A 25,856-nucleotide genomic window follows, 5' to 3' on the forward strand; every position below is an offset into this window, starting at 1 on the left:
ATTTTTAGAGGATGATTTCATTTGAACCATCATAATTAGTTAGTTTTCTATTTTTCTCATCTACAATAATTGAACCATCGCGAATAGCTTCATCAATTCGTTTTGCGAATTCACAAGCTGCTCTCCATTCTAAATGCAATGAACTTTTTTGATTTGTTGGACCATCTTTAATACCTCCATTGAAAAGGATAACTATATTGTTTGTGATTTTTAAGGCGTATAATCTTAATGGGAATTCTGGAAAATGGTAGGTAATATTTTCGACTGTTCTTTTTCCTTGAACCGGTAATCCTTTAACTTCGTTTTCATCTCTATTGAATAATTCATCAACTGCTCCGTGATCGTCTCCAATTGCATATGTGATATGTGATAATAATTCTTGATTTGCTTCTTTGTATTCTGGCATTGCATCATACTTTTCGAAGAATAAATCAGTTTCATTTGTATCAACATCATCATATTTTACGGTGTAAAAAGTGCATTTTGCACCTTCATCATCCCATATTTCTAGAGCAAATATATTCACTTTTTTATTTGTTTGCAAACAAAAATACACTTTTAAGTGTATTTTATGATTATTTGTTATACTTTTTTGTTTATTTTTTTCAAATGTAAGAATACAGTATTGAATTATCAGCTGTTGTATTTAATAACTTCACTAAAAATTTGTAAATCGGAAATATCATTATCGGAATGAAATTTTCTGCGACCATCCCAATCCTTAAAGTTTACTTGTCGTTCTCCCCATATTGCCCAAACTAGTTTATAATTATTTTCTAAAAGAAATTTATCTAATAAATCGTCTCTTAAATAAACAAAATGATGGTTGTTATTGTAATCTTTATGATACCTAATGTTTTGTGATGCTAAATTACCATTTTCATCACAAAGATTAAATGTTTGGGGTTTGTCAATCAATTTTAAATAATTTGCTATTTCTCTTGCAACAATCGTTTCGTGTCCAGCATCATTTAACTCACTATGGTGTCCTTCCCAATTGTATGACATTACTGGCAATAAAACTTCATATTCCTTTGAAGTTACTCTATCAATTTCTACAAACTTTGGAAATAAATGTTTGATTTCATTATCCTCAAAAAATACTTTATGAAAATAACCTGGTTCCTCTTTTTTAACTTTTACTTTTTTTCTGCTAATTTCAAATCTTAATTCAGATAAGTTTTCTACCGTTGAATCTTCAATACTAAATAATTCTCCAGCAAAAGAATAATAGTTAGACCTAACACTTGGTAAAAACCCACCTCCTAAATCTATATTTTTAAGATGTTCAACAATTTCGTTGTAATCATCATTTTTTATCAGCAAACCTCTGATGAATGAAAAAACTTCTCTATTGATTTTTTTGTCTTCTTGAACTATATAACCATCTAAACATATCCAATTACCAATTTGTTTTTGGAGGTTTTCAATTTGTAAATATTCATTTATATCAGGTTTTCCTCCATTTGTGTACCAGTCAATTAATGATAAATTTCTATCTCCAAGATAATCTTTCACAACGAACTTTTTGTTTTTTTGTTTTATTGGAAAAGTTGGGTCAATATCTGCATCAGATAGTCTAAATCTTTCCCAGTCATTATCAAGTAAGTTTTTATCACTTTGCAATCCTGCAATTTCAAAATAAGCAATCCAAGAATACTTCTTACCATATCTCTCGATATTTGGTTGTTCACTGCGTGAACTACGATAGTTATCTTCTCTAATTCGATTATCCACTTTATCAAATTGTTCTTTGTTCCAACCAAGATTAAAAACACGCCAATAAATTTGTCTGCGTACTTTTTTCTTCTCTGGAGGATTTGAGTAAGAATGACCATTTTTAACTATTCTACCAATTGTATAATTACTAAAATCCATACTGATAGGCTCGGATGAAATGCCTTCTTCTTTTGAAGAATTAAATTCTTTAGGATTACGATTACCCCCAAATTTATAAGGTGCTTTTGTGTTTTTAATTTCTATAAGCGTTAATGTTCCTTTTTTGTGTTTAATTCCAATTTCAATACATTTTGAAGCATAATCTCTGGCTAAAATGTGAGTAGTTGAAAATGGAGCGTCTTTCTTAAAAATTAACTCATATAATTTATTTACAATTAATGGAAGAACAATCTCTTTAAAATTAGTATCATTCAAATCATTGTGCTTTGCTAACACAACACCATATAAAGATGCAAGAGTTCTTTCCCAGATGAAGTATTAGAAACTAATTGTAAATACTGAACCATTCTATTATAACTTGCTTTTATGGATTGATTTTTATCCAATTCATAAGCAATAGAAAATCGAGGTTCTAAATAATTATAGCTTTGAATTACTTTGTTTTTATCATAAAATTTGGTTCCAATGGGAGTTGCTTTTTCATAAATCTGTGCATCTTGATTAAAAGTCACGGGTTCATTATTAGCATAAATATTTGTTGTTGATTTACCTAACCTATAAAACAAGCTGTATCTTAAACCATACGAAAGTGAAACTTTTTTAGAGATTTCTTGTTCGGCATCAATATATAGGGCAGGTTCAAAAGCATATTTTTTATCTAGTTGTGTGAAATTTATTTCTGAATTTGGATTAGTTGGATTTATTGTTCCTGGATTGAAATCATAATAAATACTATTAGCACCAAAATTTAATTTGAATCTATCAGATATATAATTCTTGAAATCATATTTTATATTGTAATTTTTAATTCCTGAATCCCATTTGAAACCAACTAAATCTAAATCTAATCCGAAGTAATAATCGCTATATATTACTGATAGATTTGAAAATAGCTTATCATTAAATAAATGATTCCAACGCAAGTTTAAAGTTGAATTGCCATACGTATTTGTAAAACTTTTGTCCAAACTAAAAACATCCCGACCAAAATAGCCCGATAAGAATATGTTATTGTTTGGGTTTAGTTTGTACGATAATTTCGTGTTTAAATCATAAAAATAGGCTGCATTGTTTTTTTGCTCTTCGGAGAGTTTTAAAAATAAATGTGCATAAGAAGCACGACCACCAATAAGGAAAGATCCTTTGTCTTTCACTATTGGTCCTTCAGCCAATAATCTACTAGAAATTAATCCAATTCCACCCGTCATGTGAAAACCAGTACTACTTCCGTCTTTTTGATATATATCTAAAACTGAAGAAGCTCTGCCGCCATATCTTGCTGGAATTCCTCCTTTGTATAATTTTAAATCCTTTATTGCATCAGGGTTAAAGACCGAAAAGAAGCCAAAAACGTGGGAAGAATTAAAAATAGTTGCCTCATCTAAAAGTATTAAATTCTGGTCAGCACCTCCGCCACGAACATTAAAACCAGAAGCACCTTCGCCAGCATTGGTTACTCCGGGTAGCAGTAAAATAGATTTCAGAACATCAACTTCACCAAGGACTACAGGCATTTTTTTTATCGTAGCAATAGAAAGTTTATTGATACTCATTTCAGCTTTTCTAATATTTGTTGCCTTTCTATCAGTTGTAATCACAACTTCTTCTAATTGTTCTTCGTTACTGGATAGTTTGAAGTTACTTTTGGTGTTTTTGTCGAGATTTACGCTTTCAGTTATCGTTTTAAAACTCACAAAACTCAATTGGACTGTATAGTTGCCTTTGGGAATTGTGATAGAGTAAAATCCATATTCATTGGTGGTTGTTCCTGTTTTTAATTCAGGAAAATACACGTTAACACCAATTATAGTTTCGTTGTTTTTGGCATCAGAAACAGTTCCACTTAAGGTAAATTTTTGCTTTGGCAGTTCGCTTATGCTCGCGTCTTGTGAAAACATACTACTAAAAAAAAGCAGCATTGTAGTTGTTAGGATATACATTATTTTTGTATTCATGTTCTTATTTTTTAAAAAGATTTTTAATTTTCAATTGATAAAAGCATTAAAGATTTTTGCCAATTTTCTTACTTATTGTTTTGGGTATTACATTTTTATTGACCATTACAGAAATTGTTTTTAACAACAGATATTCTTTGGACATATAAAGATATCCTCCGCAATCTTTGGCATCGCCTGAATTTTTAATGATATAGAATTTATTCCCTTTTTCGTTCTCGGCAATACCAATAATATGCATGTTATGAATATCCTCGGTGGTGCGATTATCGAATGCTGCCTGTCTAATTTGTTGTGTAATAATTTTATTATCACCCAAAACTGCGAAACCATCGTTAAAGCCTTCGTATATATCTCCATCCCAACAAACAGAATAATTATTCATCAGTGCACCATCAATTACGGTACTGAAATCATCTAAAGGAAGATTTAAATACTGATTATTATTCCAGTTTGCTTCAATCTCTAAATTAAACTTTGAATAAAAAGGATGATGGGTGAAAGATGTGATTTCCACATAATCGTTTGGATTTATTCCAATCATTTCTTTGGCAAAAGATTTAGTATCAAACTCTTTTCCATCGTAAGTAAAAGTATTGGGAACTTCTCCCATAGTTTGTGTTAGGATTTCATCCATATCTCTTCTGTAAATCTCTGGAGTTAAATCACCATGGGAGTTTTTATAAAATTTAGCCTTCTCCAATAGGGCATTATTCATGTCGCCATGATCGTGTTTACTATCCGTAGCATTTTTTCCGGAATAAATACTTTCTGGAATGGCTCCAAAATCTTTATATGCTTTTAAAACACTAAAAGTTAAATCTCCTTCACCAAAAAAACTACTTCCATTTCTTCTTATATAATTTTCTGCTTTATTGATATATGTTGGTCTAACAAAGAACATTGGCGAAAGCACAATTGGTTTTTTACCAAGTCTAATGGCTTCTGTTTCTATAAAGGATGTGGTCGCAAAACTCCAACAATCCCCAGTAGCTTGCTGGTCTTTAATAGGTGTGCTTTCTATTAATTTTATTATTTTATATCCTGTAATTTTAGGATTTAAATTTGTTTTTAGTTTAAATACATAATTGGTACGGCCTAATTTTAAAGGCGTATTGCCACCCCACACTCCATCAATTATGGAATCTCCAGGTATTATAACTCCTTTAAAAATTAATGGAGCAGATTCTGGCCAGCCTAATGAAACTCTTGCATCTGCAAATACACTGTCTTTAACTTGCCAAACTTTATCTAGGGCGATGTCTTTTAATCTTTTCTCCGGAAAATCCATAAAACCTTTAATTGAATTGTTTTTCAATTCAAATCTAAAAAGCACCAATTCTGATGTTGACAGGTCTTTGGTATTTGTTTTACCCATCCAAGAACCTTCTAACGGGTTTTGTTTTTTATTCTGCGCATTTGATAGAAATCCAATAAATATTAGGATAATTATAATTGTGTTTTTTGTTTTCATAAAAAAGTTGTTTTAAAAAAATTTGACTTGAAATTTATCCCAGTATTTTTTTTATTTTAATATTTTTTATTCCTCGAAAGTACTTTCAGATGTTACTTACTGGATAGGACAAAGATGAAGTTGAATAGGACTTTTGTGAAATTGACTTTAATTATCAAGAATGCCATAGCAAAACCCAAGTTGACTAATACTTTTTATAAAGTTTCTTTACTATCTTATTGTAACGATTCTCTCTTAAGGAATAAAAAATAGGTTAACATCAATACACAAAATACAATTACTGCTTTTATACAGTCGGCATTACTATCTATTGAACGTCCAGATATAAAAGCAAAAATTACATCAAAAGTAAAACCTGCAATCGCCCATTCTTTTAATCGTTTTAGATTAGGGATCAATAAGGCTATAACACCAGCAATTTTAGCAATACCAAGTGTTAATATAAAATAAGGAGGATAACCCATTCTTAATGTCTTTGGATAGGTAGAAGGGTTTTTAGTTATCTCCATAAAGCCACTTATGGCAAAAAAGACAGCCAATAGTATTAAAAGTGACCAATAAAAATACGTAATTTTTTTGTTTTCTGTTTTCATGATTTTTTTTGTATAAATTGTTACTATTTTATACAAAAGTCCAAGAATAGAGCTAGGGATACAATTTTATTATGCGAAGTAAGTGAAGATGTCTGCAAACTCATATTTAAATCCTGCAAGACATTTAATGTAAAGTTATATTCTGTTATTTATTACCTGAAAGAAAAGCTCTTTATAAGTTTCTGAAATTGGGATTCTCTGATTAGCAATTTTTATTCTCATTCTTTCGATAGATTCTATTTTGTTAATTCCAACCATATACGATTTATGAACCCTGCAAATCAAATTGGAGGGTATGATTTGTTCTAGTTCACTAAAATTTTGTAGTGTCATAATCTTTTTATTTATCGTATGAATTCTACGGTAATCTCGCATTCCTTCGATAAATAAAATATCGCTTAAATCTATTTTTTCTAATCTATTTTCAGTCTTTACAAAAATAAAGTCTAATGATACATTAGGAAGGTTTTGGTTGCTATTTTCTTGTGCTTTGTTTACAGCTTTTAAAAACCTATCAAACGTAAAAGGTTTTAAAAGGTAGTCGGTTACATTGAGTTCATACCCTTTTATCGCATATTCCTGATATGCTGTGGTTATAATAACTTGACTTTCTATTTTTGAACTTTCAAGCAATTCAATACCAGATAATTCATCCATATTAATGTCTAAAAAAAGAATATCTACTTTATTAGCTTTTAAATAAGATAAACCATCTAGTGCGTTGTCAAACGTACCGCATAAATTAAGAAAAGGTACTTTGATTACAAAACTCTTGGTTCTCTCAAGCGCCAAAGGTTCGTCTTCTATTATAATACAAGAATATCTATCCATTTTTGATTGTTAATTTTACACTGTAAAGGTTCATTTGTTTGTTTAATTCTAATAGATGTTGTTCCGGATATAACAAATTTAGACGTTTTTGAATAAGATTATTACCTAAACCATTGCTTTCTTGTATTAATTTTCGATTGGAATCGAACTTGTTTTCACATACAAACAGGATGTTTTCCTTATTAATAAATAGCTGAACATTAATAGCATTATCTATTTTCTTATTGGTACTATGCTTAAAAGCATTCTCAATAAATGGAATAAAAACCATTGGGGCTATTGTAATATTTATTGGATTACCTATTACTTTAAAGCTTACATAATTTGCATTTGCTGTTCTTATTTTTTGTAATTCGATGTACTTCTCTATGTATTCAATTTCTTTTTTAAGTAAAATCTCATCTGTTTTCGTTTCGTACAGCATAAAACGCAAAATATCGGATAGCTTATTTAAATAATTGGAAGCTTCTGTCGCATCTTTTAAAATCAGTACATCGATGTTATTCAGCGTATTAAATAGGAAATGAGGATCTAGCTGGGATTTAATCAATGCCATTTCAGTTTCATGATTTTTTTGTCTCAATTCTTCTTTCAACTTTATTTCTTTAACCCAGGTAATAAAACCTTTAATTATTAATGCTGCTAAACCAACTATTGAAGCAATAAAGCTCATAAATAGTATTGTTTTAACTGCGGTTGACCTACCGTTTATTCCTCCTTGGTCCATGTCAATAAGTTGTCCTGATTCTATTAAATACCGCATCAGTAAATACCCTATTATAGAAGTTCCTATTGAAATCATAATGCCAAAAATAAAGGAAAGTAAAAATTTTTTTTGTTGTAAGTATTTTGGAAATACAATTAAATAGCAACCATAAAATGTTATGAAAGAAGGTAGAAATGCAAAAAGGGAAAGGGATTTTAAAGCATTTAAAACTCGTGCTGTTTGATCGACTTCATGACTACTGCTTCTGAAGAAAACGGTTAACATGATTGCTATTAACAATAAATAGCACAACCAAAAACCAATATGTAATAAAATAACGATTGATTTTTTCATAAGATCAAATTTAGGGATTTAGAAGAACAATATTCGATGATTTTAAAATCATTAGAAAATATATTATTCAAACTGGGGATATATGTCTGCAAAATTGGGAAAGTCTCATGTAGATGGCTAAATAAAAAATAATGCTAATAGAATTGTTTCCGTAATTCGAGATAGAATAAAAATGAAGTTCTTTATTTTAAAAATTGAAAGTTGTTTTAAAAGATAAATAGGTCACATATTTACCTTTTCCAGTTGCTTTTGGATAGTTTCCTGCATTAAAAAAGGATGCAACAAAATGAGAAGTATGGATTTTCATAGTTGATGTTAAAGGAAATTCTACATTGGCAAAAGTAGAAATGTCAACAAATAATATATTACTTGTATAGAATTTTTCATTACTAAAATTTGATAAAAACCAAAAATCACAAGTATTTTTTTTTAAAATATACAACTCAATTAAATTATCTTTATTACATTTTAATTTGCTTGAATTGAATATTGTTTATTGCAAATTTATCCCTCAAAATTTTCATATCCTCGCTCACTTTTTTATCCAAAACTTTTGCGTAATGTTGAGTAGTTTGTATGTTTTTATGTCCAAGCATTTTACTTACAGTTTCAATAGGGACGCCATTTGTGAGAGTTACAGAGGTAGCAAATGTGTGTCTTGCCATATGAAAAGTAATTTCTTTTGAAATATCACATAGATCTCCAACTTCTTTGAGATAAGCATTCATTTTTTGATTGGTCAAAATCGGCAAAATACTATCTTCATTTAAACACTTTGGATGGTTGGCATATTTTAGAATGATTTCTTGGGCAATTGGCAGCACTGGAATTTTTGACTTGGTATCTGTTTTTTGACGGTTTTTGAATATCCATTTTTCGCCATCGATGCCTATTGCTATATGGTCTATCTTTAACCCTTTTACATCTACATAAGCCAAACCGGTGTAACAGGAAAAAATAAAAATATCCTTTACTAAAGTTAATCGTTCTGTTGAAAACCTTTTATTGTAAATTCTATTTAGTTCTTCTTCAGTAAGAAAATCTCGTTCCACTTCTTTCATTTTCCCTTCGTATCGGCTACAAGGATTTTTATCTAACCAATCGTTATCCAAACAGATTTTAATTATTTTTCTAAAATTCCTAACATATTTCACAGCAGTATTATTATTGCACTTTTTAACGCTTCGCAAGTAGAATTCAAATTCGGTTACAAAAGCATAATCAATTTTATTAATGCTAATGTCTGAAACACTGTATTTCCATTGGATAAATTCTTGCAAGTGTTTCAAAGATATTTTGAAACGTTCCAGTGTTCCATACGCATACCCATTTCCGATAAGTTCTTCGATTTTATCATTGTGATTTTGATAAATTGGAATTATCATTCGCTCACGTTGATGGGTTCCTAATATTCTTGATTTGAAATTCTCTAGGGATAATTCTTCATTTTTATGGATTAGCTCCATTTGAATATCAAAAACTTTCGATTTCATTAAATCAAGATAGTTATTTAATGTTCTAGCTTCTTCCGAGCTTCCTTTCATTTTAGATAGTTCTGGAGACCATTTGGATTTTTCAATGAATTTCTTGGAACTAAATTCGAAACGTTGGCCGTCAACTGTTAGCCGAATATAAATTGGTAATTGTCCAGCTGCATTAGCTTTTGTGGTTTTTGCATAAATGTGTAAAGTGATTTTTGCTTTCATAGTGGTAACCTTTTAATTAGTATTCAATTTAATTTTCTAAAGGATAACAAACAAGATGTACATATTCTGAACAAGCATTGAACTGGTTGTTAGTACGACTGTTTGCAAGGATTGAGAAGATTTAGCGAGACCCTAAATTTTGAATTTTACAGGGTCTCGATTTTGTCCCTTTCCAATTAAGATTGAATGAATAATTTGGTATATGCACAAAAGAAAAAACCCTATAAATCGTAAGATTTATAGGGTTTTGAAACCATTTGTTATTAAACTTGTGGGCGATGAGGGGTTCGAACCCCCGACCCCCTCGGTGTAAACGAGGTGCTCTGAACCAGCTGAGCTAATCGCCCTATTACAATTTAGACTTTTTCATTTCCTTATTGCGAGTGCAAATATACATCTAGAAATCGTATTTACAAGTTAAATTTAAAAAAAAGAAAATAAAAAACAACGACAATTCTCTTTTGCACTCTCTAATAGCACTTTAAATGCAGGATGAAACCATACTATTTTTTTGTATTGAGTTGTTATAGTCTTACATTTGTGACAATAAATTATAAATAATGGCAAGGTTTAAAGAAAATGATTTACCCAAATCAAAAATTACCGCAAGTTCACTTACTAAAGCAACTCTAATATTTCAATATGCAGGAAATCATCGTTGGAAATTTTATGTTGGTTTAGTTTTTTTATTGCTAACAGGTGCAACCGCACTAGCTTTTCCTAAATTAATGGGAATGCTTATCGATTGTGTGAAAAATAAAGATAATGCACAGGCTAATTATATCGCATTCGGCTTAGTTGTTATTTTGTTTTTTCAATCTATTTTTTCCTTTTTCAGATTGTCATTATTTGTCAATTTTACCGAACATACGTTAGCCAATCTTAGATTAGCACTGTATAGCAATTTGGTAAAGTTGCCCATGTCATTCTTTTCGCAAAAGCGTGTAGGGGAATTAAACAGCCGAATCAGTTCTGATATAACCCAAATACAAGATACCTTAACTTCTACTATAGCCGAATTCTTAAGACAATTCATTTTAATTATTGGTGGTGTTCTTTTATTGGCAAATGAAAGTATCAAATTAACTTTGTTAATGTTATCAGTAGTACCACTTGTGGCTGTAGCTGCGGTTATTTTTGGACGATTTATCAGAAAATATTCAAAAAACGTTCAAGATAAAGTTGCCGAAAGTCAGGTTATTGTTGAAGAAACTATGCAAGGGATTAGTATTGTTAAAGCTTTCGCCAATGAATGGTACGAAATTGCACGCTATAATGGCAAGATAAAAGAAGTAGTTAAAATAGCCATCAAAGGAGGAAAATACCGAGGTTACTTTGCTTCATTTATTATTTTCTGCCTTTTTGGAGCCATTGTTGCTGTTGTTTGGTTTGGTGTTCGTTTGAGCATTAGCGGAGAAATGAGCGTAGGACAATTGATCTCATTTGTATTGTACTCTACATTTGTAGGTGCTTCTTTTGGAGGAATCGCAGAACTTTATGCACAAATCCAAAAGGCAATTGGTGCAACCGAACGTGTTTTTGAATTATTAGATGAAACTCCTGAAAAAATTAATTCAATCCAAAATGCATCCTCTGCCCACAAAATAAAAGGTAATGTTACTTTCAAGAATGTAGCTTTTAGTTACCATTCCAGAAAAGAAATTAAAGTATTGAAAGATGTTAGTTTTACTGCTAATTATGGTCAGAAAATAGCGATTGTAGGTCCTAGTGGAACTGGAAAATCGACTATCGCCTCTTTATTGTTACGTTTCTATAATATTGATAGTGGCGAAATATTGGTTGACGGAAAAAATATTTATGATTATGATTTAGAAAACCTTCGAGGAAATATGAGTATTGTTCCGCAAGATGTAATTTTATTTGGCGGAACCATCAAAGAAAATATTGCCTACGGGAAACCGGATGCAACTGAGGAAGAAATTCTTCTGGCAGCAAAACAAGCCAATGCTTTAAATTTCATTGAAGGATTTCCTGAAAAATTCGAAACTATTGTTGGTGAACGAGGAATCAAACTTTCTGGTGGACAAAGACAACGTATTGCAATTGCCAGAGCATTGTTAAAAAATCCAAGTATTTTGATTCTCGATGAAGCCACCTCTTCATTAGACAGTGAAAGTGAAAAGCTAGTTCAGGAAGCATTAGAAATTTTGATGGAAGGAAGAACCAGTATTATTATCGCGCACCGTCTTTCTACTATACGAAGTGCGGATCAAATTTTAGTTCTTGATAACGGAAAAATAACTGAACAAGGAACTCACCAGGAACTTATAGCTTTAGAAAATGGAATGTATAAAAACTTAAGCAATTTGCAGTTTAGTAATTCTTAAATTTCATTAGTCATTGACATAAAAAAAACTCCATTCAATAAGCTGAATGGGTTTTTTAGGACGGGACAACTGAATACTAGAAACTGAATACTGATTTCTACTTCCCTTTTCTTCTGTTACGTTCCGCTTTTATCATTGATAATTCCCGACTGGTTTGCCCAGCAACTGAAGTATTTTCTTCGGCACGACGAATCAAATACGGCATCACATCTTTAACTGGACCAAAAGGCAGGTATTTAGCAACATTATAACCATTTGCGGCTAAATTGTAACTGATATTATCGCTCATTCCGTACAGTTGACCAAACCAGATTCTGTCATCGTTTGATTTAATTCCTTTCTCTTGCATCAATTCCATTAAAGTATAGGTACTTTCCTCATTATGGGTTCCTGCAAAAATGGACATCACATCTAAATGTTCAATCATGTAACGCACTGCCACATCATAATTTTCATCTGTTGCCTCTTTTGAAGCACATATTGGTGATGGATAATTTTTCTCTTCTGCACGCGCAATTTCTTTTTCCATGTAGGCTCCACGAACCAATTTCATTCCTATGAAGAATCCTTCTTTTTTTGCCTGTTCGTGTAATTTTTTTAAATAATCCAAACGATCCCAACGATACATTTGCAACGTATTGAAAACAATTGGTTTTTCTTTATTGTATTTGCGCATCATGTCGGTCACTAAATCATCGGCGGCATCTTGCATCCAACTTTCTTCACCATCGATAAGAAGTGCTACATTTTTAGAATGAGCCTCTTTACAAACCAAATCAAAACGCTCCACTACCCTATTCCATTCTGCTTGTTCTTCGGCAGTTAAGGTTTGCTTTTCTCCTAATTTTTCATACAATTCAAAACGTCCAAATCCCGTTGGTTTAAAAACGGCAAAAGGAATTGCTTCGCGTTCTTTGGCAAATTCAATCGTTTTTAAAGTCATTTCCAATGCGGCATCAAACTGATCTTCTTCTTCTTTTCCTTCCACAGAATAATCCAATACGGATGAGACACCTTTGGTAAACATTTTGTCCACTACAGAAAGACAGTCAACCTCATTTACTCCGCCACAAAAATGGTCAAAGACGGTAGCGCGAATTAAACCTTCAACAGGAAGATTTGCTTTCAATGCAAAATTCGTAACCGCCGTTCCTATTCGAACTAAAGGCTGATTATCAATCATTTTGAAAAGAAAATAAGCTCTATCGAGTTCAGTATCGCTTTTTAATGCAAACGCAACTTGTGTATTATTGAATATTTTTTCCATTTTTTGTGATATTTTTGTACAAATATAGATAGAGTTTTGAATAATATTCCCCAAAAATTACCTTATTTTGCCCTTTCAATTAATCAATAAAGATGCAATCAATTCAAGCCAACAGTTATCCTATTCATTTCAACGAAAAAGGATACGAAGCATTAAACCTTCATTTAAAAGACAACAAGTATTCTAACCTATTTATTATTGTAGACAGCAATACAAATGAGTTTTGTTTGCCAAAATTCCTACCTTTTTTAGAAACGGATCTTACTATTGAAATCATTGAGTTTGAAGCAGGAGAACAAAACAAGAATATAGAAACTTGTGTTCAAATTTGGAATGTATTAACTGAACTTGGTGCTGACAGAAAAAGCCTTGTGATTAATTTAGGTGGTGGTGTTGTTACTGATTTAGGTGGTTTTGTTGCTTCAACATTCAAGAGAGGAGTTGATTTTATTCATATTCCTACTACTTTATTATCCATGGTTGATGCTTCTGTAGGTGGAAAAAATGGTGTTGATTTAGGTAATTTAAAAAACCAAATCGGAGTTATCAATGTACCCAAAATGGTTCTTATTGACACACAATATCTGGATACATTGCCACAAAATGAAATGCGTTCCGGTCTTGCAGAAATGCTGAAACACGGTTTGATATATGACAAAGAATATTGGGAGCAATTTCTTGATTTGAAATCCATAGATTTTGCAGATTTTGATGAATTAATTTATCGTTCTGTCGAAATAAAAAATGAAATTGTCAAACAAGATCCAACTGAAAAAAATATTAGAAAATCATTGAATTTTGGTCATACACTTGGTCATGCGATTGAAAGCTATTTTCTCGAAAGTGAAGCCAAAACTACTTTATTACACGGAGAAGCGATTGCTGTTGGAATGATATTGGAAAGCTTTATTTCTTTGAATAAAAATTTAATCAATCAAGAAGAATATTTCCAAATAAAATCAACTATCAAGACTATTTATGACGACATTATTTTCGAAGAAAATGATATCGAACCTATTCTGGAATTGCTTATTCACGACAAAAAAAATGAATACGGTAACATTCAGTTTGCATTAATCGAAGGTATCGGAAAAATAAAAATCAATCAATCGGTTGAGAATGAATTAATTCTTAAAGCGTTCTTGGATTATAAATCTTAATTATTTTTTTATAAAAAGGATTGCGTTACGTATATAATATTTTTTACATTTGCTGCGATGAAAAAAAGTCAAAACAAGAGAAATTATAGTTCTAAGAAAAACCGAAACAATATGTCTTTTTTAAGAATATTGAAACGTTTTTATTCTATCAAAGGAAACTTTAGTTTTGATGTTTTTCAATATTTTAAAGCAGATAATGAAAAGCTTCAAATAATTTATGCAAATATCAGAGTGTGAATTTTAGATTATTTATTTTTACGTACATTTAATCTAAAATCCTGAAAACTAAATGAATACAAAATATTCTGATCTAATAAATCAAACTTATTACTTTCCACAAGAAGAATTTACTTTAAACAAAGACAATCTTCAGTTTCACAATATTGATTTGATGAAACTGGTAGAGAAATATGGTACGCCATTAAAATTTACTTATTTACCTCAAATTTCCAATAACATCAACAAAGCCAAAAGCTGGTTTCGTAAATCGATGGAAAAAAATAAATATGAGGCAAAATACTATTATTGCTATTGCACAAAAAGTTCTCATTTTGAATTTGTAATGAATGAAGCTTTCAAGAATAACATTCATATAGAAACTTCCTCTGCTTTTGATATAAATATTGTTGAAAATTTATTGGCAAATGGAAAAATCAACAAAAGCACCTATATTATTTGTAATGGCTTTAAAAGAGATCAATATATTGACAATATAGCTCGATTAGTAAATAATGGACATAAGAATGCTATTCCAATTATTGATAATTACGAAGAACTGGATTTACTTCAAGGCCAAATAAAAGGAAAATTTAAAATTGGAATTCGTATTGCTGCTGAGGAAGAACCTAAATTTGAATTTTATACTTCAAGATTAGGAATTGGATACAAAAACATCGTTCCTTTTTATAAAAAAGAAATCAAAGAAAATAAAAAATTGGAGCTTAAAATGTTGCACTTTTTTATTAATACGGGTATAAATGACAATGCATATTACTGGAATGAATTGGTAAAATGTATCAAAGTTTATGTTGCATTAAAAAAAGAATGTCCTACATTAGATGGGTTAAATATCGGAGGTGGTTTTCCAATCAAAAACTCACTGGCATTTGAATACGATTACCAATACATGATTGACGAAATTATCAATCAAATAAAAATTGCCTGCGACGAAGCAGAAGTTGATGTTCCAAATATCTTCACAGAATTTGGTTCCTTTACTGTTGGTGAAAGCGGTGGTGCAATTTATCAGATATTGTATCAAAAGCAACAAAATGATAGAGAGAAATGGAATATGATTGATTCCTCTTTTATTACAACTTTACCGGATACTTGGGCTATTAACAAACGGTTTATCATGCTAGCAGTAAATCGTTGGAATGAAACTTACGAAAGGGTTTTGTTAGGCGGAATGACTTGTGATAGCGATGATTATTACAATTCTGAGCAAAATATGAATGCTATATATTTGCCAAAATACAACAAAGAGAAACCATTATATATCGGATTTTTCAACACTGGAGCGTATCAGGAAACAATAGGTGGATATGGCGGTTTACACCACTGCTTGATACCGCAACCCAAACACATACTGATAGATAGAGACGAAAACGGAATTTTGGCAACTGAGGTTTTCTCAGAACAACAAACCTCCGATGATGTTTTAAAAATATTAGGTTACGACAAAAAATAAATACTTAATTATACAATTAGTCAATTTAAAAATTCGTTAAATTTGAAATACAAATTCAATGTTACGATTTTTAAATCTTTAAATTTAAAAAAATGAGCAAAGGACCAATCAGTCAGTTTATTGAGAAGCATTACCTGCATTTCAACTCTGCATCTTTAGTTGACGCGGCTAAGGCATACGAGCAACAATTAGCCAACGGTGCAAAAATGATGGTGAGTATGGCCGGTGCTATGAGTACAGCGGAGATTGGAAAGATTTTTTCAGAAATAATCCGTCAGGACAAAGTCCAGATTATTTCTTGTACAGGAGCAAATCTTGAAGAAGATATTATGAATTTAGTAGCTCATTCTCATTATGAAAGAGTTCCAAATTATAGAGATTTAACTCCTCAAGATGAATGGGATTTATTAGAAAGAGGTTTAAATAGAGTTACAGATACTTGTATTCCAGAACATGAAGCATTCCGTCGTTTACAAAAACACATTTACAAAATTTGGAAAGATGCTGATGATAAAGGGGAAAGATATTTTCCACATGAGTTTATGTACAAAATGTTACTTTCAGGTGTTCTTGAAGAATATTATGAAATTGACTTAAAAGACAGCTGGATGTATGCAGCTGCTGAGAAAAATTTACCTATTATTGTGCCAGGATGGGAAGACAGTACCATGGGAAATATATTTGCATCTTATGTCATTAAAGGGGAATTAAAAGCGTCTACAATGAAATCCGGTATTGAATATATGGTTTTCTTGTCAGATTGGTACCCAAAAAACAGTACTAATGGTGTAGGATTCTTCCAAATTGGAGGAGGGATTGCAGGAGATTTCCCTATATGTGTTGTACCAATGTTATACCAAGATATGGAAATGCACGACATTCCGTTTTGGAGTTATTTTTGTCAGATTTCAGATTCAACAACTAGTTATGGTTCTTATTCTGGAGCGGTACCGAATGAAAAAATTACTTGGGGTAAATTAGATATAAAAACTCCTAAGTTTATTATTGAGTCCGATGCTACCATTGTAGCACCTTTAATTTTCGCTTATTTATTAGATTTATAGAATAACTTTATGAAAAGAGTAATAGTTGATTACGCAAAACTTACAAATGAAATTTTGAACCTTTTGGTAGAAAAATTTCCTGAAGGATATGATGATTCAAACATTATCCGTTTTAGAAATGCTAAAAATGAATTAATAGAAGCTGTCGAAGTACGTACTGAAGACACCATTTATTTAGTAAAAGTCAGTACAAAATTAGCAGACAGAATTGAAAATTATGACGAAGATGATGATATCGATGCAGTTGTTGAACCAATAAGCGGTTTAGAACTTGACGATGATGATGCAGTAGACGATGACGATGATGACGATGCCATCGACAAACCAGATTCTGACGCAGGAGATGACGGGGACGATGACGACGACGATATTGAAGATAAAAACATATCGGACGAAGACGATGATGATGATGAAGATTAAATTCGAATCTAGATAAAAATAAAAAGGAACTCCCATCGAGTTCCTTTTTTTGTTAATTTAGGATTCAAAATACACGCCAAAATGACCCAACAAATTTTACATGCCAAACTAAAGGAAAACTTTGGTTTTGAAAAATTCAGACCCAATCAAGAAGACATAATAAATGGTGTACTTTCCGGTCAAGATACTTTGGCTATTATGCCCACCGGTGGTGGTAAATCTATTTGTTTTCAATTACCAGCTTTAATTTTACCGGGAATAACAATCGTGATTTCACCACTAATTGCTTTGATGAAAGATCAGGTCGATAGTTTGAAAGCGAATGGCATTGAAGCTTGTTTTATAAATAGTAGTCAAACTGAAGACGAACGTCAATTTTATATTGAAAGCTTAAAATCGAACGTTATAAAGTTAGTTTACATTGCACCAGAAAGCCTTTCTTATCTTGATAACATTTTCAATAGTTTAACCATAAGTCTTATTGCTATTGACGAAGCCCATTGTATTTCGGCTTGGGGACATGATTTTCGTCCAGCTTATACTAATTTGGGTTATCTAAAAAATCGCTTCCCTTCTACTCCAATCTTAGCTTTAACTGCAACTGCCGATAAAGCTACCCGTAAGGACATTAGCGAACAATTAAATCTAGTAAACCCTAAAACAATCGTCGCTTCTTTTGATAGAAAAAATCTAAGCTTAGAAGTGCGTCCCGCTTTAGACAGAGTAAAACAGATTATTGATTTTATCCAAGAAAAGCCAAACGAATCAGGAATAGTGTATTGCCTAAGCAGAAAAACAACGGAAGAACTTGCCGAAAAACTGCAAAAAATTGGTATTAATGCAAAAGCCTATCACGCTGGTTTAGACAATAAAATTCGCTCCAAAACCCAAGACGAGTTTATCAATGATGATTGCCAAGTAGTATGCGCTACAATAGCTTTTGGAATGGGAATTGACAAATCGAATGTTCGTTGGGTAATTCATTATAATTTACCCAAAAACATAGAAGGTTATTATCAAGAAATTGGTCGTGCAGGTCGCGATGGACTGCCTTCAGAAACGGTATTATTTGAAAGTTACGGTGATGTAATCCAATTGCAAAAATTTGCTTCCCAAGGTTTAAATGCCGAGGTACAGCTGGCAAAACTAGAAAGAATGAAGCAATATGCCGATGCCTTAAGTTGTCGCAGGAAAATATTGCTTTCGTATTTTGGAGAACTCGTTACGGAAAACTGTGGGAATTGTGACATTTGCAAAAACCCGCCTTCCTTTTTTGACGGAACTGTTATTGCCCAAAAAGCATTATCAGCAATTATTCGTTTGCAAGAAACGGAACCATTACCCGTAATCATTGATTTTTTACGCGGTTCAAAAAATGCCTATATTTATGAAAAAGAATATCAAAACCTAAAAACCTATGGTGTTGGTATTGATCTTTCCTGGTTTGATTGGAATCAATATTTAATTCAACTGATTAATTTAGGCTATTGCGAAATTGCTTTTCATCAGCAAAACAAAATTAGACTAACTGCATTTGCCAAAAAAGTCTTGTTTGAAGGAGAGAAAGTACAATTGACCACGGTTCAGAAAATCAATTTCGACAAACAAGAAGTCAAAGAAATAAAAAGTAAATTTACCGTAAATTCACTATTTGATACGTTACGAAAACTGCGTTACGAAATTTCAAAAGAAGAATCGGTTCCTGCTTATGTAATTTTTAGTGATGCGGCTTTACGTCAAATGGAAACAGAAAGACCTACAAGCGATCAGGAATTACTGGCAATTGATGGCGTTGGAAAAGCTAAACTGGAAAAATATGGCGATCAGTTTATAAAAACTATCATTGATTTTCAAAAATCTAAAGTTGTCAAAAAAAAGAAAGAAACCACAACTTATAAAGAGACATTAGAACTATACCAAAATGGATTATCAGTTGAAGAAATTTCTCAAAAGCGAAAATTAGGCTTGAGTACGATTATGTCACATTTAGCCAAATTATATGTTGACGGAGTTGCTATTGATTTATCGCCATTTATATCTAAAGAAGAAGTCTCTCAAATTGCCGAAGCACAAATAAAACTTGCATCTCCAAATACCTTGAAACCGTATTTTGATTATTTTGAAGAGAAAATGGATTACGGAAAAATACGCTTGGCATTGGCTATACTAGAAAAAGAAAACGCTGTACTTTAAAAATTATGATACAATCATTTTCCCCTTTTCTAAATTCCAAAACTGAAATTTTGATTTTAGGAACGATGCCTGGCATCGCATCTCTGGAAAAACAGGAATATTATGCGCACAAAAGGAATCATTTTTGGAAAATAATGTACACACTGTTGGATAGTTTACCAATTTCAGAGATTTTCGAAGAAAAAATACAATTACTTCAAGATAACAAAATTGGATTGTGGGATGTATTGGAAAATTGCGAAAGAAAAGGAAGTTTGGACATCCACATTAAAAATCATAAAGAAAATGATTTTGAATCGCTTTTTAAAGAATTTCCCGCAATAAATAAAATTGTCTTTAACGGAAAAGAAAGTCATAAGTTCTTTCTGAAAAAATTCGGACAGATAAAAGGCATCACGTATTATGTGATGCCTTCAACTAGTCCTGCTAATACCATGTCTTTTGAAAACAAGTTAAAAATCTGGTCCACTTGTTTCGAATAAACTATAAATATCTTTCTAGAAAAACTTTTTGATGATGCTTTTGATGACCAATAATAATAAAACCAATCGCACGAACTGAAATAGACGTATTTGAAGCTGTTCCAATTCTTTTTAATTGCTCTTCTGAAAAACTTTTAAAAAGAAACAAATTTGAATGCCTAACCGCTGACAATTCTGTCAATAAGTCCTGAATATTTCTATCATTTGCATTCGTATTATCTACATAATCATTTTCTTCAAAACCAGACAATGGTGTTTTGTCATTTCTAGAAATTCGCAACGCACGATACCCAAAAATCCTTTCTGTATCAATGATGTGTTGAATAATATCTTTGATAGTCCACTTGCCTTCGGCGTATCTATAATCAAATTTATCCATTGGAATGTTTTGTACAAAACGAATAAAATCGTGTAGACAAATTTCCAATTCTTCAATCATTTCAACATTCCCGGCAGCTTTAATATAAGTTGCGTTGAATTCAGAATATTCACTTATAGGCAATTGATCTGTTTTCATTTTTTACAATTAAGCTGAATTTCTACTTGCGTTTGTATTTCCAAAAAGAGAACGTGTTACAATTTTCTCATACACTTTAATCAAGTCTATATCAGGATTTTTCTCTTTATTAATTTCATTAATTCTTAATAAAGCATATTGTTGTATTGTCAACAATGGCAACACTATACGTTCTCTTATTTGTATGGATGCTTTACCGTCAGGGTAATTTTCCATTAATTCTTTATGACCTGCAATTTTCAAAAGCAAACGTTTTGTTTCTAAAAATTCATCATAGATTATTTGCCAAAAAACACCAAATTCAGGGTCTTTTTTCATGTAAGCTGTTAATGGGAAAAATGATTTTGCCAGTGACATCATACTATTTTCTAACAAAGTCTTAAAGAATAAAGAGTTATCATATAAATTTTGAACTTTATTCCATTGATCCGTATCTTCAAAATGTTTCAAAGCTGATCCTACACCAAAAAATCCTGGTACATTTTGTTTTAACTGACTCCAAGAACCCACAAAAGGAATTGCTCTCAAATCTGCAAAATCTAAACTTTCAGATTTACTTCTTTTAGAAGGTCGGCTTCCAATATTAGTTTTAGCATAATATTTCAAAGTACTCATTTGCTCCAAGTATGGAATAAATTTAGGATGATTCTTAAAACTCAAGTATTTTTCATATCCTAACTCTGCCAATTGATTTAAAATATCTTTTTCGTTAGTTGACAATTCGTTTTGACCTTTACTAAAAACTTGATTGGTTACACCAGCACTTAGTAAATTTTCTAAATTATAACGACAAGAATCTAAAGTCCCAAAATTAGAACTTATCGTTTGCCCTTGTACCGTAACCTGAATCTCATTATTTTCAATATTTGGACCTAATGAAGCATAAAATTTATGCGTTTTTCCACCACCACGAGCCGGAGGACCTCCACGACCATCAAAGAAAATAGCTTTTATACCATATTTTCGAGAGATTTCAGTAAGCTCTTCTTTGGCCTTATAAATACTCCAGTTTGCCATTAAATAACCACCATCTTTCGTACCATCAGAAAAACCAAGCATTATAGTTTGCTTGTTATTTCTATTCACTAAATGTTTTGCATAAGCAGGATTAGTGTATAACTTTTCCATGATAGCATGAGCATTTTGCAAATCATCTACAGACTCAAAAAGCGGAATAATGTCAACCGATGGATTTTCCCAATTACTCAAACGGAATAATGCAAAAGTCTCCATTACATTAAGAGCACTTTCATTATTACTGATAATATAACGGTTCGCACCAAATTCCCCGTTCTTTTCCTGTATCTTTTTGATAGACTGAATTGATTCAATAGTAGATTTAGTCATTTCGTTATTGAAAACATTTGGATCTAAATCTCCTTTAGCATTTGAGAGAACTGTAAATTTTTCTTCTTCTGATAATTCAAAATAATTCTCAGGAAAAACTGCTGGATTTGAATTCAAATAAAATTCAACAACATCATTAAACACAGCATCGTGAATTTTACTATTTTGACGAATATCTAAAGACGCAAAATGAAAACCAAATAAATTCACTTTAATTAACAATGAATCTAACTCATCAAGATATAATGATTGGTGTTGGTCTATAATTATTTGCTTTATTTTTTTCAACTGTGACTTAAATTCATCCAAAGTGATAAAAATATCTCCTGTTGAATAAAAAACAGAACGGTAAAGCTTGTGTTCAAGTTCCGAAACTAAAACATCTACACCTGAGAATGTTAACTTACGTTTTAAATTTCTCATTTCAATGTAATAACATTTCAATATAGAAGTTCTTAAACGTTCAGCAACTTTTAAAGTAATCTCTGTAGTTACAAATGGATTTCCATCACGATCTCCACCAGGCCAAAATCCAAGTTTAATTAATGGATTTTTAATTGAATTTCCATTAAAAATATTCTTCTGAAGATAATGAACCATATCTCCCGAAGTTTTATAAAATACATTTTCAAGGTACCAAATCAAACTTACCGCTTCATCAAAAGGATTCGGTTTTTCATTTTGAATAAAAGGAGTTTTCCCTAATTGAGCTAACAATTGCTTGATATCAAGTAAATTATTTTTACGGATAGCATCTGTTAAATCATTGATAATACCGAGTACAGCACCTGGATAAAATTGGGTAGGATGAGCTGTTAAAACTGTTCTTACGTTGAAATTTTCTAAGAAATCAATCAACTCTTCTTCCTTCTCTTTCGCTTCTGACTTTTCTTTAATATCTCTCAAAGAGCCTCTTCCCTCCATATTATTAACTACAGGAAAAGCAGCATCTTCAATAGCATCAAACAAAACGATTTGTCTTTCAATGTACTGAATAAAACGAAACATCAAATCAATTTTCTCTGTTTCTGAGGCGCTATGTAAATATCTTTTAGCAAAAAAATCAACAATTTCTTTAGGAGTTTCTTGCTTCTTAAAACCAGTATCACAAACATCTGTAAACAAAGGAAGCAAAACACCAGTATTGTCTATAGAATCAAAAGGTAATGTAATAAAAACACTATTATAAATGTGATATTTAGAAAGAACGTCTTGATTGAAACGTTCTATTTTAGGTAGCGTGTACATAATTAGTTGTAGTTGGTTTAGTTAGTCAATTTATCATAAAAAAACCCCAAGAATAAACTTGAGGTTATATTTTAAAATATAGCGTCAAGTTTAATTACATATTTTTGAAAATAGTATGCATCAAGCGCTTCTTATCATTTATACTTTCTTCAAGAGAAATCATAGTTTCAGTTCTGTAAACTCCTTCTATATCATCAATCATAAAGATAACATCTTTAGCATGTTTAGTATCTTTAGCTCTGATTTTACAGAAAATATTAAATTTACCTGTTGTTACAGACGCAACTGTTACATAAGGAATTTCATTAATACGTTCTAAAACAAATTTTGTCTGAGACGTATTGTTAAGAAAAACACCTACGTACGCAATAAAAGAATATCCTAATTTGTCATAATCCAGAACTAATGAGGATCCCATTATAATTCCTGCATCTTCCATTTTTTTTACTCTAACATGCACAGTTCCTGCAGAAATCAACAATTTTTTTGCTATATCTGTAAACGGAACTCTTGTGTTGTCTATCAACATATCTAATATCTGGTGATCTACTTCATCTAAACGAAACTTACTCATATTTCTTTAATTAATATTAATAATTGCTATTACAAAGTATAAAAATATACATAAAAATTAATAAAACGATATAAATATTATACTTTTATCATTCCATTAACAAATTTTATATTATTATCTAAGCAAAAATCAGCTTTTTGATTTAATTTCGGAAAATTATCATAGTCATCTTTATATAGCGCTCCTTTAGCATCATACTCATAATGACCGAAATGATTTTCTAATTCGCCAATTTGTGAAATATAGGCGTTAAAACAAATCTGATTTTCAAATAACTCTTCTTTGTATTGTGATGCAAAATTGGTGATTTTTTCGATACCATCATAATTTATCCTGATGTTTTTATACATAAAATCATAAAAAACGACTTTATTTTGAGGAATATTCAAATATTTGTCAATTCCATTGCTAACTATAACGTTTTCGCAAAGTGTCATAAAACTCGAAATTAGTGCCATAAAAACATATTTGCGCGTTTCTTCTCTTTCATAATCATTTGCAAAATGCCCCGCTTCAAACAATAAAGTAGGCACTCCTAAGTATTGAAAAGTATCACCAATGCAGTTTAAATTAAACGAATCATCAAAACGGCCAATTTGATTTGGCAAATACTCCTGAAGCGCCTCATTTATACTCGCAATCAAATTAATAGCCTTCAATCTGGATTCATTTATTTCCCGCTCTTCATTATAAGAAGGCGCTAAAAATGACAATGTAGCAGGTTTTCCGGTATCGCTTACGCCAAATATAGTTCGCTGATCATGAAGATTAAAACAATAATCCGGCTTAAATGACTCAAAAGTCGTTCTTAGCAGCTTACTTTCTGGCTGTGTAAGCTCTTGTGAATCGCGATTTAAATCTACTTTGTTAGCATTTTCTCTTGTATATAATGTTGCGCCATCAGGATTTAACATTGGAATACTGCAAAAAGTAAATGCATTCAGTAATTTTTGTGCCAATTCCGAACCACTCTGTAACACATTTAAAAAGTCAAATAATGCTTTTGTGGTCGTGCTTTCATTTCCATGCATTTGCGACCAAAGGAAAATTTTAGTTTTACCTTCTCCGATTTCATACGAATAAATAGATTTTCCAAGAACTGATTTTCCAATAATTTTAAGTTGATTATTGGTGTTTAATTTTTGTAATAACGGCTCAATCGAATCTAAAGTAATGTAACGACCGTGAATGGTTTCTTCTTTATATTGACTGAATAATTGTTCTAAATTCATACTGTTTTATTTGATTTACAAAAGTAAACATCTTTATATTTACATTTGTAAACTGCTTTAATTTAAAATATTTCAACGATGTAAACACTATTTGGCGTTTAACTCTAGTAAACCTACTCCCTATAATTAACAATTGTCACCTATTAAGTAAATCAATTTTATATACTTATTTATCAATATATTATACTAATCCATGTTACTACAAACTTTAAACAATTTAATCTAATAAATACTATTTACAGTTGTAATTTTGGTATTTCAGTCTATTTTGATTACATTTGTAAATAGTTAATTTTTAATACTAATTTACAATGGTAAACATAGAAGATTTTATAAAAAGATTAGAAATTATACTGGATTACTACAGTTTGAATGCTTCTTCTTTTGCGGATAAAATTGGCGTACAGCGCTCCAGTTTGTCTCACCTACTTTCAGGAAGAAACAAACCCAGCTTGGATTTTATTCTTAAAATATTAGAGGTTTTTCCTGATGTAGATTTGTATTGGATTTTGAATGGAAAAGGAAATTTTCCAAAAAATTTGGAACAGTTTGAGACAAAAGAAAACAACATTGATCAAGTTGTAAAACAAAACATTCCTACTCCACTGAAAACCGAAATAATTCCTGAGAATTTATTTTCGGAAATAAAAATCCCAAATCCGATTCCTGAATTAGAAACAAAAAAAATAGAAAATCAAAATAGCGCTAAAGAATCATATTCTGGTGCCATTGATAAAATCGTAATTTTTTATAAAAATGGAACTTTTAAAAGTTATGTTCCCGATTAAAAAAAAAT

At 31.1% G+C, this 25,856-nt stretch carries 20 protein-coding genes, 1 tRNA gene and 1 pseudogene; 8 read left to right on the forward strand and 14 right to left on the reverse strand.

Features of this window, described 5'->3' with window-relative positions:
• Window positions 1–4 precede the first annotated feature (4 nt).
• The 9 genes and pseudogenes from ACM55F_RS16175 to ACM55F_RS16215 all read right to left on the reverse strand — a co-directional run bounded on the left by ACM55F_RS16175 (window position 5) and on the right by ACM55F_RS16215 (window position 9,865).
• Window positions 5–544: a hypothetical protein gene (locus ACM55F_RS16175; RefSeq protein ID WP_416854873.1), complete on the reverse strand. Its 540-nt coding sequence runs from the start codon at window positions 542–544 to the stop codon at window positions 5–7.
• An 89-nt stretch (window positions 545–633) separates the two neighbouring features.
• Complete coding sequence (locus ACM55F_RS16180; protein ID WP_416854874.1) at window positions 634–2,175, reverse strand: hypothetical protein; 1,542 nt, start codon at window positions 2,173–2,175, stop codon at window positions 634–636.
• A 32-nt stretch (window positions 2,176–2,207) separates the two neighbouring features.
• Window positions 2,208–3,854 (reverse strand): annotated as a pseudogene (locus ACM55F_RS16185) (TonB-dependent receptor); the annotation flags it as partial.
• 46 nt (window positions 3,855–3,900) lie between these two features.
• Window positions 3,901–5,328 (reverse strand): C1 family peptidase, encoded by a 1,428-nt coding sequence (locus tag ACM55F_RS16190; RefSeq protein ID WP_416854875.1) that lies wholly within the window; start codon window positions 5,326–5,328, stop codon window positions 3,901–3,903.
• A gap of 215 nt (window positions 5,329–5,543) precedes the next feature.
• A complete protein-coding gene (locus ACM55F_RS16195) occupies window positions 5,544–5,921 on the reverse strand; it encodes a DoxX family protein (RefSeq protein WP_416854876.1) in 378 nt (125 codons plus the stop codon).
• Window positions 5,922–6,056: 135 nt separating this feature from the next.
• Complete coding sequence (locus tag ACM55F_RS16200; RefSeq protein ID WP_416854877.1) at window positions 6,057–6,752, reverse strand: LytR/AlgR family response regulator transcription factor; 696 nt, start codon at window positions 6,750–6,752, stop codon at window positions 6,057–6,059.
• Entirely contained in the window at window positions 6,745–7,812 is a 1,068-nt protein-coding gene (locus tag ACM55F_RS16205) for a sensor histidine kinase (RefSeq protein ID WP_416854878.1), read from the reverse strand. Before ACM55F_RS16205 ends, ACM55F_RS16200 begins: the two co-directional genes overlap by 8 nt.
• 461 nt (window positions 7,813–8,273) lie before the next feature.
• Complete coding sequence (locus ACM55F_RS16210) at window positions 8,274–9,518, reverse strand: site-specific integrase (protein ID WP_416854880.1); 1,245 nt, start codon at window positions 9,516–9,518, stop codon at window positions 8,274–8,276.
• A gap of 272 nt (window positions 9,519–9,790) precedes the next feature.
• A tRNA-Val gene (locus ACM55F_RS16215) sits at window positions 9,791–9,865 on the reverse strand.
• Between the two features lie 213 nt (window positions 9,866–10,078).
• Here ACM55F_RS16215 and ACM55F_RS16220 point away from each other — a divergent pair.
• A complete protein-coding gene (locus ACM55F_RS16220) occupies window positions 10,079–11,866 on the forward strand; it encodes an ABC transporter ATP-binding protein (RefSeq protein ID WP_416854881.1) in 1,788 nt (595 codons plus the stop codon).
• A gap of 97 nt (window positions 11,867–11,963) precedes the next feature.
• Here ACM55F_RS16220 and ACM55F_RS16225 read toward each other — a convergent pair whose 3' ends face one another.
• Window positions 11,964–13,133 carry a proline dehydrogenase family protein gene (locus ACM55F_RS16225; RefSeq protein ID WP_416854882.1) on the reverse strand — a complete coding sequence of 390 codons (1,170 nt, stop codon included), beginning with the start codon at window positions 13,131–13,133 and terminating at the stop codon, window positions 11,964–11,966.
• A 92-nt stretch (window positions 13,134–13,225) separates the two neighbouring features.
• Here ACM55F_RS16225 and aroB point away from each other — a divergent pair, with 92 nt between their 5' ends.
• From aroB to ACM55F_RS16255, 6 genes are all read left to right on the forward strand, one after another.
• Window positions 13,226–14,293, forward strand: a complete 1,068-nt coding sequence (aroB, locus tag ACM55F_RS16230; protein ID WP_416854883.1) for a 3-dehydroquinate synthase — start codon at window positions 13,226–13,228, stop codon at window positions 14,291–14,293.
• 289 nt (window positions 14,294–14,582) lie between these two features.
• Window positions 14,583–15,983, forward strand: coding sequence for a type III PLP-dependent enzyme domain-containing protein (locus ACM55F_RS16235; protein ID WP_416854884.1), 1,401 nt, complete (start codon window positions 14,583–14,585; stop codon window positions 15,981–15,983).
• Window positions 15,984–16,075: 92 nt separating this feature from the next.
• Window positions 16,076–17,047, forward strand: coding sequence for a deoxyhypusine synthase family protein (locus ACM55F_RS16240; protein ID WP_314897938.1), 972 nt, complete (start codon window positions 16,076–16,078; stop codon window positions 17,045–17,047).
• Between the two features lie 9 nt (window positions 17,048–17,056).
• Window positions 17,057–17,467: a DNA primase gene (locus tag ACM55F_RS16245; RefSeq protein WP_416854885.1), complete on the forward strand. Its 411-nt coding sequence runs from the start codon at window positions 17,057–17,059 to the stop codon at window positions 17,465–17,467.
• Window positions 17,468–17,548: 81 nt separating this feature from the next.
• A complete protein-coding gene (recQ, locus tag ACM55F_RS16250; RefSeq protein WP_416854886.1) occupies window positions 17,549–19,660 on the forward strand; it encodes a DNA helicase RecQ in 2,112 nt (703 codons plus the stop codon).
• Window positions 19,661–19,665: 5 nt separating this feature from the next.
• Window positions 19,666–20,142 (forward strand): DNA-deoxyinosine glycosylase, encoded by a 477-nt coding sequence (locus ACM55F_RS16255; protein WP_416854887.1) that lies wholly within the window; start codon window positions 19,666–19,668, stop codon window positions 20,140–20,142.
• A 1-nt stretch (window position 20,143) separates the two neighbouring features.
• On the opposite strand, the gene ACM55F_RS16260 is transcribed toward ACM55F_RS16255, so the two are convergent.
• From ACM55F_RS16260 to ACM55F_RS16275, 4 genes are all read right to left on the reverse strand, one after another.
• Complete coding sequence (locus ACM55F_RS16260; RefSeq protein WP_416854888.1) at window positions 20,144–20,659, reverse strand: DinB family protein; 516 nt, start codon at window positions 20,657–20,659, stop codon at window positions 20,144–20,146.
• A gap of 9 nt (window positions 20,660–20,668) precedes the next feature.
• Window positions 20,669–23,254 carry a phosphoenolpyruvate carboxylase gene (locus ACM55F_RS16265; RefSeq protein WP_416854889.1) on the reverse strand — a complete coding sequence of 862 codons (2,586 nt, stop codon included), beginning with the start codon at window positions 23,252–23,254 and terminating at the stop codon, window positions 20,669–20,671.
• A gap of 94 nt (window positions 23,255–23,348) precedes the next feature.
• On the reverse strand, window positions 23,349–23,828 hold the full coding sequence (locus ACM55F_RS16270) for an Lrp/AsnC family transcriptional regulator (protein ID WP_035672404.1): 480 nt from the start codon (window positions 23,826–23,828) through the stop codon (window positions 23,349–23,351).
• A gap of 77 nt (window positions 23,829–23,905) precedes the next feature.
• Window positions 23,906–25,060, reverse strand: a complete 1,155-nt coding sequence (locus tag ACM55F_RS16275; protein WP_416854890.1) for a M14 family metallopeptidase — start codon at window positions 25,058–25,060, stop codon at window positions 23,906–23,908.
• Window positions 25,061–25,371: 311 nt separating this feature from the next.
• Here ACM55F_RS16275 and ACM55F_RS16280 point away from each other — a divergent pair, with 311 nt between their 5' ends.
• Window positions 25,372–25,848 (forward strand): helix-turn-helix domain-containing protein, encoded by a 477-nt coding sequence (locus tag ACM55F_RS16280; RefSeq protein WP_416854892.1) that lies wholly within the window; start codon window positions 25,372–25,374, stop codon window positions 25,846–25,848.
• Window positions 25,849–25,856: the final 8 nt, after the last annotated feature.

Source organism: Flavobacterium melibiosi, from assembly GCF_048158545.1.
In the GTDB taxonomy this organism is placed as follows: domain Bacteria; phylum Bacteroidota; class Bacteroidia; order Flavobacteriales; family Flavobacteriaceae; genus Flavobacterium; species Flavobacterium melibiosi.

Bases quoted from the DNA above. Each gene is read 5' to 3' on its own strand.
- ACM55F_RS16190 (WP_416854875.1), bottom strand. From the start codon at position 5,328: ATGAAAACAAAAAACACAATTATAATTATCCTAATATTTATTGGATTT.
- ACM55F_RS16195 (WP_416854876.1), bottom strand. From the start codon at position 5,921: ATGAAAACAGAAAACAAAAAAATTACGTATTTTTATTGGTCACTTTTA.
- ACM55F_RS16200 (WP_416854877.1), bottom strand. From the start codon at position 6,752: ATGGATAGATATTCTTGTATTATAATAGAAGACGAACCTTTGGCGCTT.
- ACM55F_RS16205 (WP_416854878.1), bottom strand. From the start codon at position 7,812: ATGAAAAAATCAATCGTTATTTTATTACATATTGGTTTTTGGTTGTGC.
- ACM55F_RS16210 (WP_416854880.1), bottom strand. From the start codon at position 9,518: ATGAAAGCAAAAATCACTTTACACATTTATGCAAAAACCACAAAAGCT.
- ACM55F_RS16220 (WP_416854881.1), top strand. From the start codon at position 10,079: ATGGCAAGGTTTAAAGAAAATGATTTACCCAAATCAAAAATTACCGCA.
- ACM55F_RS16225 (WP_416854882.1), bottom strand. From the start codon at position 13,133: ATGGAAAAAATATTCAATAATACACAAGTTGCGTTTGCATTAAAAAGC.
- aroB (WP_416854883.1), top strand. From the start codon at position 13,226: ATGCAATCAATTCAAGCCAACAGTTATCCTATTCATTTCAACGAAAAA.
- ACM55F_RS16235 (WP_416854884.1), top strand. From the start codon at position 14,583: ATGAATACAAAATATTCTGATCTAATAAATCAAACTTATTACTTTCCA.
- ACM55F_RS16240 (WP_314897938.1), top strand. From the start codon at position 16,076: ATGAGCAAAGGACCAATCAGTCAGTTTATTGAGAAGCATTACCTGCAT.
- ACM55F_RS16245 (WP_416854885.1), top strand. From the start codon at position 17,057: ATGAAAAGAGTAATAGTTGATTACGCAAAACTTACAAATGAAATTTTG.
- recQ (WP_416854886.1), top strand. From the start codon at position 17,549: ATGACCCAACAAATTTTACATGCCAAACTAAAGGAAAACTTTGGTTTT.
- ACM55F_RS16255 (WP_416854887.1), top strand. From the start codon at position 19,666: ATGATACAATCATTTTCCCCTTTTCTAAATTCCAAAACTGAAATTTTG.
- ACM55F_RS16260 (WP_416854888.1), bottom strand. From the start codon at position 20,659: ATGAAAACAGATCAATTGCCTATAAGTGAATATTCTGAATTCAACGCA.
- ACM55F_RS16265 (WP_416854889.1), bottom strand. From the start codon at position 23,254: ATGTACACGCTACCTAAAATAGAACGTTTCAATCAAGACGTTCTTTCT.
- ACM55F_RS16270 (WP_035672404.1), bottom strand. From the start codon at position 23,828: ATGAGTAAGTTTCGTTTAGATGAAGTAGATCACCAGATATTAGATATG.
- ACM55F_RS16275 (WP_416854890.1), bottom strand. From the start codon at position 25,060: ATGAATTTAGAACAATTATTCAGTCAATATAAAGAAGAAACCATTCAC.
- ACM55F_RS16280 (WP_416854892.1), top strand. From the start codon at position 25,372: ATGGTAAACATAGAAGATTTTATAAAAAGATTAGAAATTATACTGGAT.